This window comes from Bacillus sp. JJ722 (assembly GCF_036963345.1).
GTDB lineage: Bacteria > Bacillota > Bacilli > Bacillales > DSM-1321 > Bacillus_AD.
Genome location: NZ_JBALMO010000185.1, coordinates 1 through 14,773, shown reverse-complemented (window position 1 = coordinate 14,773; position 14,773 = coordinate 1). Strand labels below are relative to the sequence as shown.

Here is a 14,773-nt window from a genome sequence, read left to right as displayed (position 1 = left end):
AGGGTGCTATTGTTGAATAAAACTTAGATTTTCAAACGACTTTATTGTTATATTTTTTAGTGTAGTGAAGTATCTTACATCAAAAATTAAACAACTATATTTTTAACCCCGTCCTAAATTTAGAACGGGGTTATGCTTGTTTTAGGTTTTAAAATTAAATAGCTTTATTGTCATTTTACAATTAAAATGACCTTCTTGTTTTATTAACTCTGTATTCATTACTTTCTATAAACTTTTGTTAGAGTTGCTTTGCTTAAATTTCCGGATTCATCTTTTGCACTTATCGATAGCTTGGAGCCTAATTTTTGTTTTTTAATATTCGTTTTAAAATTTCCTTTAGAATCAACCCTTGCTTTACCAATCAACGTTTTACCATTGTACACATAAACTGTTGAACTTGCTTCGGCTTTACCTGATAAAATAGTTGAAGCAGTTGTAACTTTATTCACTGTTGGTTGCTTTGGAGGAGTTCGATCTATAACAGTTGTTGCTTTTACAATTGACTTACCATCTTCATTGATTACTTGAACTTTAATATCAATGCCTGCTTTTTGTTTAGCTATACCAAATGCAAAGTTACCATATTGATCTGCTTGTCGTGTTTGTCGATGCGAATCATTAATGTATAACTTTATAAGCGCATTAGCTTCTGCCGTACCTGTGATACTTGATGTTTTATCACTTACTGCATTAAGAATTACAGGATAAACATCTGCCTTATTAACGCTAATCCTTTTTGAACTTTCATTTCCTGCCTTGTCAGTTGCTTTCACGACCAGTATGGTACCGGCCTTTTGACGAGACATATGAATAGAAAAATGGCCGTTCTGTTTTGCAGTCGTTGTTCCAATTTGTTTATTATTAAGGAATAACTCCACTTGTGCATCAGCTTCTGTTACACCTATAACAACATCACTTCGACTATTGATAGGATCAACTGTTATACTTGGTTCTATTTCATCGAGTACCCTTACTGATTTCGTTTCTTTTAAGCCATTTGTAGCAATTACTGTAACAATAGCAGTTGTTCCCTCTTGTAACTCCGGTATTTTAAATGAAAAATTACCGACTTCATCAGTTGTTGTCATATATTCTTTTCCCTCAATGATCAACTCTACTTTCACATTTGCCTCCGTTACACCAGTAATATATCTACTTAGATTCGTTACTGGGTTGACAAATAAGGTTGTTGGTGATTCCCCTTGATTTGGATTATCACTGTTTCCGACAATAATGCTTACTGTGTCGCTGTTAGCTTTTCCTTCTACATGTGCAGTTATTGCGATAGTCGTTCCAGCTTTTTGCTTTGGAATTGAAATCGTAAATGCTCCGCCTCTTGTTGCAATAGCTGATCCAATAGTTTCATTATCTACTTTAGCAGTTACTGTTGCACCCTCATCAGTTACTCCTGTTATCGTTGTTGAACTATCTTCAATGGATTGTACAGTGGGTGTTCGTACAGTACCTGGCTTTGGATTTGGAGTTTCAGGTTTAGGTACATCTGGCTTTGGATTTACATTAGCTTCTACTACAATGGTCACAGGCAGTGGTCTAATTAAGTTAAAATATGACGTTTCATCTCTTAATTCTGCTGAGATTTGATAGGTTCCAGGTTGGTTGAATTTCATCGAAACTGTTCCATCTTGACCAGTCACATATGACGTACTACTACCGTTTTGATAAATAGTTGCACCCGAAACAGGCAGATAGCTACCAACTTCTTTCCAATCAGCCAATTGTCCGGTTACCGTAAATGTTACATTTTCACCCGTTTTTACTGTTTGGTGGGATGATGCAATTTTTCCAAACTTATATGTGGTATAATCTCCTACAAAATACATCTCAACAGTATCATTAGGTTGTAAAACTTGTTCCCCTACTCCTAGTCCTACTACCACATCATTCACTCGATACATCCAACCTGAATTAGGGCCCTTATCAAATTCACCAAGATTATTTATACTTGCAATGTAATTCCCTTCCGAATTAACATCGATAACTGATTTTTGTTTCACATCATAACCTTGCAGTTGCAAACCTTGTACAATAGCATGAATGGCTAACGGCTGGGTATTCTTCTTATGCCAATTCCCAACCTTATTGTCCCCTACAACTGAAGTTAAATCATATGGTTTAACTTGAATTTGACCATAAGGAACTATTGTATGATCCCAACTTTCAATTCTTAAGTTAATAGGTATGGTACTTGCTTCTGCTTTTACAAAAGTACTACTTGTACAATATGTAATAATGAAGCCTAACATTAGCAACAAACAAAAGCCAAACTTTTTTATTCTATCCATCAAAGTATCTCCTTTCTTTAATTGATTACTTCTTCTTACCGACTGAAATAATCATTTCCTTTTTCTTTCCGGCTTTATCTGTTGCTGTTACTTTGATTTTGACACCCGCTTTTTGTTTTGGAATTTTTAAATTATATACACCTTTATTATTAGCAGTAGTACTTCCAATTGTTTTATTGTTTACTGTTGCAACAATTTTTGCATATCCATCTGCTTTACCAGTTATCGCTGTTGAATAATTATTTATACTATTAACAGTTAATGTAATAAATGGCTTAACATCGCTCATATCATATAATTTATTGTTTTTATTAATAAAACGATTGTATGCTGCAAGTGCATAAGTTGCTTGCTCTGTTGCCATTGAATTTGTTGTACCCTTTAAAATATGCTTAAATGCTCCATCTTTACTATTGTAGAATGTTAATAGATTTGATACTGTCCAATTTCCTATTCCTTTAATAAAACGTCGGTCTTTTTTAGGATCAATACCTAAGCTAGTTAAGGCGACAACTACTTGTGAAACACTTTCTACATTTTCTGAGTCCCAGCTTAAGTATCCACCGTTAGTTAGTTGTACATTTTGTAAATACAGTAATGCCTTATCAATTGCTGCTTTTACCTTTGGTTGATTTTTATAGGTTGATAGAGCTTGAAGAGCCATCGCAGTAATATCTACGTCACCTTTTGAGCCACTAAGAGCAAATCCACCATCCGCTAATTGTTTACTAACAATATAATCAATCATTTTTTGACGTGAATTTGTTACCGTTGAACTTAATTTAGGTATTTGATAATTGTTCGTATCAAGTGCAATTAAAGCAAAGATTGGACCATTTATACCTTGTTTTTTCACATTGTCAAAATCATAGAGTTTCTCTACAAGATTGTATCCACCAACGTATCGTGGGTCTTTTCCTATGCTCGTTAATGCCAGAATAACACGTGAGTATTCTGTGAATTTATTTCTTGTTAAACCCCCTTTTTTCTCAATAACCGTATTTACTAAATTATCATAATAAGTTTGGTAGTAATTCGCAGGTACTACACTTCCAGAACGAGCTAAACTTAATACATACCATTCATTTTCATAACCTGGCTTTTTAACATTTTGCAACATAAATTGTTGTGATTTTAACATTGCTTCTTTAACTGTCGGTTTTGTTAATTCAATTGGTGTTTGAGCTTGTACCTCAACAACTAAATTCGGTAATAAAAAACTACAAAGAAGAGCAATACAAAGTACAATGCTTGATACAAGTCGTTTAACATTATTCATTCAATCAACCCCCGTTTTTTCATCATAATAAACCGTATTTTATTTTTACTCTTTCAAGCTTCTTCATAATAGGTTTTGTTAAGATTAGTAGAAAAATAACATTAGAAACAGCATATGTTATCGTGAAGGGAATTGCCGCAACAACTGCTACAGCATATCTTTCCCAACTAAAAATTCCATCTAAAGAAATGACCGACCAAATATCCATACAAACAGAAAATAAAATACCAGAAAAAACTCCAAAAATGATTAAAGCCATTTTACTTTTCATGATTCCTGTTTTACCAAGTAAGCCAGCTATATAACCAAGTAAACCCCAAGTAAACATTTGAAATGGAGTCCACGGTCCTTGACCAAAGAAAATATTGGAAACAACGGCAGACATTGAGCCTGTTAAGAAACCCGCTTCCGCTCCAAATGCAAACCCAGTAATTGCTGTGATCGCCGTGACAGGCTTAAACCCTGGAACCATCGCAAAAGCAAAGCGACCTGCTGCTGAAATGGCAGTCATTACTGCAATGATCATCATCTCTCTAGGTTGTGGTTTTCTTTTTTCAAATCGAAGAAAGAATGGTACACATGCTAGAAATGCTATGATCATTGAAATTAAATTGTACTTACGATCATTGAAGATGGTTACGCCGATTATAAGTATTAAAGGAATGATAACGAAGATGATAATAGTTGAAATTATCAACCTTTTATTAACAAATGCTTTTGATTGAGTCGGCATAACGTAATCACATCCTCACAAGTAACAGCATTGGCATAAAGATGCTTTGACATTCTATGAGCAGCTGTCGTATAAAAACTATTTCCACTATAAAAATCCTTCGCACAATCTTCCGATACAATGTTTCCATCAAAAAACATCGCACAACGGTCAGAATATTGCGCAGAAAACTCTATATCATGCGTCACCAAAACAATTGCTACTCCTCGCATCTTCAACTCTTGCAAAATTTCTGCTAATATCACTTTAGAATAAGCATCAATGGCTTTAGTTGGCTCATCCAATAATATTATTCGAGGATTTAATAATAATATTTTTGCTAATGCAACCTTTTGCTGTTCTCCACCACTTAAATCATAAGGATGACTATCCAAAAGATGCCTAATACGTAAGATGCCCGTAATTTCATCAATTTTGTCTTGAGCTTCAGCTTCGGAATAACGTAAGTTTCTTAATACTGTAGTAAACTCTTTACGTACTTTATTTTCTACAAATAACGATTGAGGATCTTGCGGCAAAACAGCTAAATTGTTTCGGAACAACTCACTATGGCTATACTTGCTCAATTTCTTTCCATTCAACAAAACCTTTCCACGATATGGCTTATGTAAACCGGCCATAATATTTAGTGCTGTTGTTTTTCCCGTTCCATTTCCACCTACAATGCTAAGAACCTCTCCTTCTCGTATATCCATAGAAAACCCTCTTAATATATCAGTACCTTCTCTTTCATAACGGAACCATGTTTCCTTCAATTGTAAAATGATAGAATGATCTTCCTTTTTCTCTTGTAATGGAATATCAATAGCGGCCACTTTATTGTGGAAATGCTTCGTTAACCATCTCCGTCCATCACGTACAGTTAAAGGACAATGACCCTCCAATTGCAACGCATTATACACCCTAACAGAACAAGGCATTCCTAACATCATGGGATGATTAATGTCTCTTTTCTTCAATCCTTGCACTACAAATTGCGGCGCATCATTTAGCAGAATTCTTCCAAATTCCATAACAACTACGCGATCAGCAATTGGAAAAACCTCCTCTAAACGATGTTCCACTAGCAGAATTGTTAAACCTAAATCCTTATTTAACCTTTGTAATATTCCAATAAATTCTGTCGCTGCGATAGGATCTAATTGTGAAGTAGGTTCATCCAAAATTAAAACCTTCGGCTGCATAACCATAATACTCGCTAAATTTAATATTTGTTTTTGCCCACCAGATAACTCACTTGTAGTCTTTCGAAACCACTTATGAATACCAAAGAAATTGGCCATTTCGGCAACACGACGACGTATTTCCATTGTACTAACCCCAAGATTTTCTAAACCAAAAGCCAACTCGTGCCACACCTTATCTGTCACTATTTGATTGTCTGGATTTTGCATAACAAAACCTATTTCAGAAGAAGCGGTACGAAAATCTACTCCATCTATTGATACACCTTTATAATGAATCTCACCCGTTTTTTCTCCATGAGGAGCAATCTCTTTTTTTAATTGTCTAACTAAACTACTTTTCCCACAACCAGTCGTACCACAAAAGACAACAAACTCTCCTTCTTCAATCGAGAGATTAATATGATCAAGAGCTTTAGATTGTGCTACAGGATATTGAAAACTTAAATTTTTGATTTCAATAAGCGCCATATCATTGCCTCCCTTACTTCTATAATGATTGGAATTAGCAATAATAAAGCATACGAACTATATAGAACCATACTTACAAAAGAGCCATTAATCTCACTGAAAGTTGGATAATAATTATAAGTTGTATATCCCATTATGCTTCCTAAAATGTTTATGAGTAATAAAGAAAGAGTTAATGCTAATATAAAACCATCTCTTTTAGTGAAGATAAATAATGAAAAAGCCGTTCGATGCTTTAAGCCATAACCTCTGGCTTTCATTGAATCAGCTGTTTCTATTGAGTTTTCCAAAGCCCAAGTTATTAAAATCGAAATTATTTGTATAACACTTTTCATTCGTTGTATTATGTTTCCCGACGTATAGTCCATACCTACCGATCTCTGTGCATTAGAAATAATATAGAGTTGTTTTTTAAATTTCGGAACTAAGCGTAATGATAAAGATATAATCAGTGACAACGACGGTGATATTTTACCGAATAAATAGATAAATTTATCCGATGTCATTACAGAATTATAACAAGCAAACCATAATATAACGGCTAAAATCATTGAAGCCATTGCCAAACCGTACAAAATAGCCTCTAAAGTAATAGGATTATAGTTTACATAAAACAATACAATCTCTCCATTATGACTAAAGAAAGGATTAGCAACTGCTGTTACAAAAAATAGAGGTATATAAAACCACAAACTCGATTTCAGCTTCGACTTATGCAAAATGACGTTTAACAAACAGGAAATAATAAGCGTAAACGCTAGATAAATGGGATGCATAAAAAAAATAGACAATCCAATAACTGATACAAAATAAGTAAACAATACAATTGGATGATATGTTTCAAATGCCTTCATTAAATTTCCACACTATGTTAATCTTTTTCATCTACCCAGTTCACTCCTAAATCTCTTCCTAAATCACATGTATAATTCCATTCAATTTTATCTCCATCTTTTAAGATATACTTACTTGCTCCATAATTTGGATACCAGTCATTGACAGAGTACATCCAACCGCTTAATTCACCGACACTAAATTCATATAAATGGTTAATACCTTGTATATAAACACTGCCATATTGATTCTCACTAGCTCCTTGATATTCCATTTGAATCTCATGCTCTCTCGTTGCTCGAACCAATACATCAAAAACATTTTCTTTCTCTTTCTGTAATTCATACTTTGTTGTTTTTAGGATAACGCCATCCTTTGGCACATATTTTGGACTATTTAATGCAGAATCCAATTTATCCATATTGTCTAGGATCGTATCGATTCGAATTGAAACTGTAACATACTTTTTCTTTGGTGCAGGTTTAGTAACAGGTTTTTTAATAGGTTCACTATTCGATGGTTGTTCTTCTTTCTTTGGTATAGATATGCTGATGTTAGTTGGATTGTCTTTACTACTTCTTTTCTCTGATGGATTTGTTTTTTTATCTTCTGGTTGCTTTATTTCAGGATTCTTTTTTTCTAATGGATTAGTAGAAGGTTGATTTATTGCTTTTTCACTACTATTTTCAATTTTTGGTTGTTCTTCATCATTCTTGTCCTGATTTTTCGATGCTGTTTGTTCACTTTCATTAGCATTTGCCTTTAGCTCCGCAAACTCCTTCTCTTCTCGTTCATACTCTTCCACTGACTGAACATTACAGGCTATAAGCAGAAAGGACATTACGATGGAAGAAATGAGAGCAAACCATTTCTTTTTCAATAAAAACACCTCATGACAAAAATTACGTAAGAGTATTAGCTTGAACCTACAAATACTCTTACGTTCATTAACTCTTCATTCAAAGGTCTGCTTATCTCTTGTAAACTTTTACACTAGTACCTTTACTTCTATTCTCCGCTTTATCTTTTGAACCAACGACAATAGTAGATCCAAATTTTTGCTTTTTCATCTTGATTTGATAATTTCCTTTGCTATCAGCGACTGCCATACCTAATAAGGTTGCACCACTATAAGCATATACAGTAGAATGAGCTTCTGCTTTACCTGATAATTTAGTAGATGCAATTGTAACTTTCTTTACAGTTGGTTGCTTTGGAGGTGTTGAATCCATTACGGTAATCGTTTTTGATGTTACTTTACCACTATTACTAATAGTCGTAATCGTAATCGTAACGCCTACTTTTTGTTTCCCTATACCAAAAACATAGATACCATTAGCATTGGCTTTTGTTGTTTGACGTACTTTTCCATTAATGCTTAATTTCACTGTAGCCCCAGCTTCAACCTTCCCAGTAATTCTTGAACTACTGTCTCCAACTTTATCTATCATATTATTGCTCATATTTGATTGCGATACCTTGGTGCTCTTTGAAACTTCATTATTAAATGCATCAATAGCTTTAACAGTAACTTCTACACCAGTCTTTAATTTAGCAATACCAAAAGCATAATCTCCTCTAGCATTAGCTGTTCTAGTTTGACGCAAGTCACCATTTATAAATAACTGAACAGTTGCACCTGGCAAAGTAAGTCCTGTAATAGAAGAACTATTAGATCCCACTGCATTAAGTGATAATGTCAGTTCAGTTGGTTCTGGTTGTGGATTTACTTCTCTTCCTTGAACTGTAGCTGTTTTTTCAATTGTTTTTCCAGCTTCATTTGTTACCTTAATTGTAACGATTGCCCCAGGTTTTAATTTATTAACAACAAATGAGAAATTCCCAGATTTATCTGCTTTTTGTAATGAAGTAAACTTTTTATCTATAAATAATTCGACTTTTGCTATTGCATCTGTTGTTCCAGTTACTGATGCACTTCCTTCTTTCATCTCGTTTATTACAAGACTTGGTAAGGTCGCACTACTTACAGTTACTTTTTTCGTATTTTTGTTCCCAGAAGCGTTAATAACCGATACAGCAATGGTTGTACCTACTTTTTGCTTTGAAATAGTAAACGAATACTTTCCATATGCATCCGCATATACCGTTTGAGTCATTTTATTATCAATTGAAAGTTCTACTTTAGCTCTAGCTTCGGTTGTTCCGGAAACATCTGTACTATTGTCTTTTACTTCATTAATACTTAATTCTGGCAATTTATGCTCTTTAACAGTAACACTTCTCGATTCTTTATTACCCCCAGCATCTATAGCGATAATCGTTAGTAGAGTTCCGCCTTTTTGAGGGTTAATCTTGAAGTAATACGAGCCTGAACTACTTGCTATTGTACTTTGCATAAATTGTCCACCTATATACAATTCAACTCGTGCTCCTCCTTCGGTTGTTCCCGTTATAGATGTGTTGTTATCAAGAACCGTATTAACTGATAAAATAGGAGATGCTTTATCTACAACCTTAATAGTTTTAGATTCTTGTTTTCCTGTTGAATCAGTAGCTATAACAGTAATTTGTGCACCAGCTAATTGTTTTGAGATATAAATGCTATATTTCCCATAAGCATCAGCAGTACCCGTTCCCACACTCTTACCATCTATTAATACTTCCACTTTGTTACCCTTACCTGCTGAACCTGTTATAACAGTACTGGTTGTCGTAACTTCATTTACTGTTAAAACAAGCGGTAATTGGTCTTTCCACTGAACTGTTTTTGTCACTTTATTATTTGCAGTGTCAGAAGCAGTAATTGTGACATCATCATAAACAGTCAAACCAATACCAGAGACAATATACTTACCTTCACGATCGGCTTCCACTTTCTGTACCAATTGTTTATCTGCAAATAATTCAACTGTAGCCCCAGCTTCAGTTACACCTCGAACTTCTATGTTTAACTTTGAATATCCTCCCATCGAAATACTATTAGCATTTACACTACTGATTGTTAAATCTGGTGTTGTTTTATCAATAACTGTTACCACTTTAGATTGTTGTTTCCCTTTTGAATCTGTAACAGTCACTTTAATTTCTACACCCGCCTTTTGTTTTGCGATAGAGAAGCTATACTTTCCGTCAGAACTAGCTGTAACAGTTTCAGTTACTTTACCACCGATTGACAATTCAACTTGAACCTCTGATTTAGTAGTACCTGTTACCTTCGTACTTCCATCCGTCACCTCATCAATCTTTAAAGTTAGTGGTGCTTCCGTTGCCTCAACTACCGAAGTAGTTTCACTTGCCTTCTTACCAGCTAATTCGGCAACAATGGATACTTGAGCTCCTTCTTCTAACTTTTCAGAAAGAGTAATCTTGAATGAACCATCTTCAGCTGCTTTTGTCGTACCAATTTCTTTCTTATTGATTAATGCAGTAACTTTAGCATTGGCTTCAGTGTTACCAGTAATCATTGTACTTTCAACTGTTATCTTATCAACGGTTGGTACTTTTACAGGTTGTTCTGGTTGAGGTGTTTCTACTTTTACATCAGACATATCATAAATCTTATTCTTCTTATTTAAGAATCGATCATAAGCAACTAACGCATATGAAGCTTGCTCTGTTGCCATGGAATTACTTTTTCCATCCAATGTATGTTTAAAGGCACCATCTTCACGAATGTAAAAAGTAAACAAATTGGATAATATCCAATTTCCCCCTTTAATAAAGCGTGTATCTGTTCTTGGATCGATACCTAGACTTGTTAATGCCACTAACACTTGGGACGCACTTTCGACATTTACTGTTCCCCAGCTTTCATAGCCACCTTGTGCATTTTGAGCAGTTGATAAAAAATCCAACGCTTTATCAATTTCAGCTTTTACTTGTGGTTGTTCGTTATAACTTGACAACGCTTGCAGTGCCATTGCCGTTACATCAACATCTGCTGCTGCATTTTTATCTGGACTTAATGAAAATCCACCTTTATTTTTGGCTAATCCAACAATATAATCAATTAATTTTTGTTTGTATTCTGTAGTATGCTCAGTTGGTTTAATACCTGTTGTTGCATCCAATGCTAGTAAAGCAAAGATTGGACCATTGATTCCTTGCCTTTTTACTTTTTCAAAATCATATAGTTTTTCTACTAAACTATATCCACCTACATTTGTTGGATCTTTTCCCAATGCAGTAAGAGCTAGAATTGTACGTGAGTATTCAGTATAGTTACCTGATAAAACACCTTTATTCTTCACGACAGTCTCTGTCACACTTTGATAATACTTATCTAGATATGTCTGATGATCAAGTCCCTTTGAGCTTCTAGCTAAACTTAATGCATTCCACTCTTTTCCAAAAACTGGTTTATGATTTTTTAAAATCCATTCATGATTTTTGTTGATTGTTTCAGTAATAGATGGAATCTCTATAAGATTTGTTTCTGGTTTCGATACAACATCTGTCATATCGTATAACTTGTTCTTGCCATTTAAAAAACGGTCATAAGCAGCTAGTGCATACGATACTTGTTCTGTTGCCATAGAATTACTCGTACCATTTAAAGTATGCTTAAACGCTCCATCTTTACTGTCATAAAAAGTCATAATATTCGATAGAAGCCAATTCCCATTACCTTTAATAAATCGCGGGTCAGTTTTTGGATCTATTCCAATGCTAGTTAATGCAACCAGTACTTGAGCGGCACTTTCAACATTCGGTGTTCCCCAACTTACATAACCACCATTTTCTTGCTGAATATTACTTAAAAATGTGACCGCTTTATTGATCGCTTCTTCCACATTTTGTTTTTCTTTATAAGATGATAGCGCTTGAATGGCCATACTAGTAATATCAGCATCGCCTTTCGCCCCAAACAAAGCAAATCCACCATCAGCTAATTGTTTCTCTAAAATAAATTTAACTAGTTTATCCCTAGTCACAGTGACAGTTTCACTCTCTGCCGGTATTTCATATTTCTTTGAATCTAAGGCTATTAATGCAAATATACCTCCGTTAATTCCTTGTTTTATAACATTGCCATAGTTATAAAGCTTTTCTAACAGATTGTATCCTCCTACATTAGTAGGATCTTTTCCAATAGCTGTTAATGCTAATATCGCACGTGAATACTCTGTGTAGTTATTTTTGGTTAAAATACCTTGTTTATTCTTTACATATTCTTCAACATTTTTGTAGTACGTATCATAGTACGACTGAGGCACATTATTAGAACCTCTTGCTAAACTCAAAATATACCATTCTTTAAAAAAAACAGGATTTGGAGAATCTGTTTGCATATATTTATGAGTATTTATCAGTGCTTCACTCATTGTCGGATTCTTGATTTCTATCGCTTCAACAGGTTCAGGATTTGGCTTTTCCAAATCAGGTACTTCTGGTTTTGGCGTTTCGAGTACTTTGACGGCTTCCACTTCAATCTCAATTGGTATTGGACGAATTAAGTTGTAGTAAGTTTCTTCATCTCTCTTTTCAGCCGAAATACTATACTTGCCTGCTTCTTTAAATGGGACCGTAACTTGCCCGTTACGATCTGTCATATATGTGGATTCTTTACCATTAATCGTAATGTTGACATCTTCAATTGGGGTAGATGGACTGTCCCCTTCCCAACTTGTTTTGAACCCAGTAACATTAAATGTTATTTGTTCGCCAGCCTTAATTTTTGATTGAGAAGCTGTAATACTACCAAATTCATACTCCATATAATTACCAACAAAATATAATTCTACTCGATCATTCGCTTTAATGACTTGTTCGCCCACACCTAATCCTACCTGCTCGCCATTAACTCGATACATCCAACCAGACATAGGACCTTTATCAAATTCACCTAAACTTTCAATGGAAGCTATATAATTGCCATCATGTTTAACGTAGATACCCGATTCTTTTGTTACGTCAATTCCCTTTGCTTGAAGAGCTTGAATAATAGCATGTATGGCTAATGGTTCATTATGATTTTTATACCAATTTCCAACAGTGTTATCACCGACAACATGTGTCAAATCAAAAGGCTTTACTTGAATCTGTTGATTAGGAACAATCGTGTGATCCCAACTTTCGATTCGTATATCTATTGGAATGGTTCCTACCTCGGTTACATCCTGGTTAAGAACATTACTCTCTTTTTCATTCACTATTGTTTCATTTTCTATATTTGTTGCAGCCGGCACATTTTCAGCATGCCCTACCAGCATGTTTAAAGGTAATCCTGAAAAAAACGTAAACAGTACTAGCATAATAACTAGTAAACCTTTAAGCTTTTTCACGAAAACACCTCTCTTCTATAAAAATTATTAAAACCCAAACATGAAAAAAGCCCTCTTTACATAGTAAAGAGAGCAAATAATTTAAAAAGACATACTAAATTAACATAAATACGTGCCAAAAAAACGCACAAATAAACGTCTTTGTCCCCTTATCCTCTCCCCCCGAAGAATTTGGAAAGTGCATAAAAGCAGGTCTCCTGGCTTTGTGTTTCACTTTACTCATGTCCCCTTCCCGGTTTATCAAAACATTTGATGACCAGTGGTATAATGACAATTTCATCCACACTTACAGTAGCGGGTCTGCATCGGAATCTCACCGATTTCCCTATTATCCTATTCGTAATTCAATAGGCACTTTTATACAATTTATATTCAATTATTGCAAAGTTTAACATACTTCGACAATATTGTAAATATTCCGAAAAGCCATTAGTACTTTTGATATATTAGATTTCATTTGTCTTTTAAAACTATCGCATCCTTAATTAAAGTCTAAAGACGAATATCAAGCTTTATTTTTCATCATACTTATGTATTGATTTTTTTCTTTCTCATATTCTTAAATAACTTTGCTGCATATTTTAGATTATAATATTAGTAAAATATGGATTTTTAATGTGAGATATTAAGAAAATAGACGTTATATTTTAGATAAAATATTTTTAGGAGTTGGTTAGGTTGATAACCGAAAAGAGAATTGATCTGGGAAATAGCTTAAAACTTAATGTTAGTTATTCTATAGAAAATGAAAATAAACCAGCTATTCTACTCATTCATTTCAGCGGTGGAACACTACAAATGTGGAACGGTGTTATACCTTTGCTTCAAAAGCAATATCGAATCATTGCACCTGATTTACGAGGGCATGGGAAATCGGATCGACCATTGACTGGTTATCATATTGATGATTTTGCTAATGACATGTATCGATTATTACATAAGCTCGGAATTGATAAATGCCACATAGTTGGGAGTTCTCTAGGCGCAGAAGTTGGGCTTAGCATTGCCGCAACACATCCAGAGATGGTCTTATCATTAGTCTGTGAAGGTGCAATTTATAACGAGTTTGGAGAATATGGATTATTTAATGGGAGTGAAGTAGTTATCAAAGAAGAGAAGGGAAAACTTCGCCACCAACTGAAAGAACGAAAGCTTACTAGATATCCAACTAAAGCTGATTTTATTAAGGACTTTAAGGTACCATTAATCAAACAGGGACTTTGGAATGAACATTTCAAGATTTTCCTTGAAAGCTGTGCTGAGGAATTAACCGATGGGAGTTTTGAGCATTTCTATAAAAACCACGGAAGAAATGAATATATACAGAAATATTGGGATATCTCCTTCGAGGAATATTATAAACGAGTCAGATGCCCTGTTCTTATACTTCCTAGTGAAGATGAGTGGATAAACTCAAAAATTAGGCGTAGTCTACATTATTTTGTCAGTTTACTAGATGAATATGAAGTTCATATAGTTGAAGGTTCTATACATGCTTACGTTTGGATGCAGCAACCAAATAAAGCTATCAAAGCTGTAAAAGACTTTTTAGATAGGTACCAAACCCAAGTCATATACCTCCCTCATTAAGTTGTTTTCTGATGGGGTATTTGATACATTTCATTTTTTAAACCTATGAATAGTTATTACTATTTTTACCTTCTATAATAAAATCCATAAATAATATATACTCAAGCTTACAAATAATAATAACTATATTAAGT

8 protein-coding genes and 1 riboswitch are annotated in these 14,773 nt (G+C 34.3%); of the genes, 1 reads left to right on the top strand and 7 read right to left on the bottom strand.

Annotated features, from left to right (window positions below; all coding sequences use genetic code 11):
- Positions 1-218 precede the first annotated feature (218 nt).
- The 7 genes from V7014_RS20030 to V7014_RS20000 form a co-directional block, all read right to left on the bottom strand.
- Positions 219-2,303 carry an Ig-like domain-containing protein gene (locus V7014_RS20030; RefSeq protein WP_335509641.1) on the bottom strand — a complete coding sequence of 695 codons (2,085 nt, stop codon included), beginning with the start codon at positions 2,301-2,303 and terminating at the stop codon, positions 219-221.
- Between the two features lie 25 nt (positions 2,304-2,328).
- The gene (locus tag V7014_RS20025; protein WP_335509640.1) at positions 2,329-3,582 is read right to left on the bottom strand and encodes an Ig-like domain-containing protein; all 1,254 of its coding nucleotides are present in this window, start codon (positions 3,580-3,582) and stop codon (positions 2,329-2,331) included.
- A 22-nt stretch (positions 3,583-3,604) separates the two neighbouring features.
- The gene (locus V7014_RS20020) at positions 3,605-4,315 is read right to left on the bottom strand and encodes an ECF transporter S component (RefSeq protein ID WP_335509638.1); all 711 of its coding nucleotides are present in this window, start codon (positions 4,313-4,315) and stop codon (positions 3,605-3,607) included.
- Positions 4,276-5,970, bottom strand: a complete 1,695-nt coding sequence (locus V7014_RS20015; protein ID WP_335509636.1) for an ABC transporter ATP-binding protein — start codon at positions 5,968-5,970, stop codon at positions 4,276-4,278. The genes V7014_RS20020 and V7014_RS20015 overlap by 40 nt, the downstream gene beginning before the upstream one ends.
- Positions 5,943-6,824 (bottom strand): energy-coupling factor transporter transmembrane component T, encoded by an 882-nt coding sequence (locus tag V7014_RS20010; RefSeq protein ID WP_335509634.1) that lies wholly within the window; start codon positions 6,822-6,824, stop codon positions 5,943-5,945. Before V7014_RS20010 ends, V7014_RS20015 begins: the two co-directional genes overlap by 28 nt.
- A 17-nt stretch (positions 6,825-6,841) precedes the next feature.
- Positions 6,842-7,684 (bottom strand): DUF4430 domain-containing protein, encoded by an 843-nt coding sequence (locus V7014_RS20005; RefSeq protein WP_335509632.1) that lies wholly within the window; start codon positions 7,682-7,684, stop codon positions 6,842-6,844.
- A 91-nt stretch (positions 7,685-7,775) separates the two neighbouring features.
- Entirely contained in the window at positions 7,776-13,049 is a 5,274-nt protein-coding gene (locus V7014_RS20000) for an Ig-like domain-containing protein (protein WP_335509630.1), read from the bottom strand.
- Positions 13,050-13,219: 170 nt separating this feature from the next.
- Positions 13,220-13,423: riboswitch (cobalamin riboswitch) on the bottom strand.
- Positions 13,424-13,727: 304 nt separating this feature from the next.
- On the opposite strand from V7014_RS20000, the gene V7014_RS19995 reads away from it, so the two are divergent.
- Positions 13,728-14,639: an alpha/beta fold hydrolase gene (locus V7014_RS19995; protein WP_335509628.1), complete on the top strand. Its 912-nt coding sequence runs from the start codon at positions 13,728-13,730 to the stop codon at positions 14,637-14,639.
- Positions 14,640-14,773 lie beyond the last annotated feature (134 nt).

Bases quoted from the DNA above. Each gene is read 5' to 3' on its own strand.
- V7014_RS20010 (WP_335509634.1), bottom strand. From the start codon at position 6,824: ATGAAGGCATTTGAAACATATCATCCAATTGTATTGTTTACTTATTTT.
- V7014_RS20030 (WP_335509641.1), bottom strand. From the start codon at position 2,303: ATGGATAGAATAAAAAAGTTTGGCTTTTGTTTGTTGCTAATGTTAGGC.
- V7014_RS20025 (WP_335509640.1), bottom strand. From the start codon at position 3,582: ATGAATAATGTTAAACGACTTGTATCAAGCATTGTACTTTGTATTGCT.
- V7014_RS20015 (WP_335509636.1), bottom strand. From the start codon at position 5,970: ATGGCGCTTATTGAAATCAAAAATTTAAGTTTTCAATATCCTGTAGCA.
- V7014_RS20020 (WP_335509638.1), bottom strand. From the start codon at position 4,315: ATGCCGACTCAATCAAAAGCATTTGTTAATAAAAGGTTGATAATTTCA.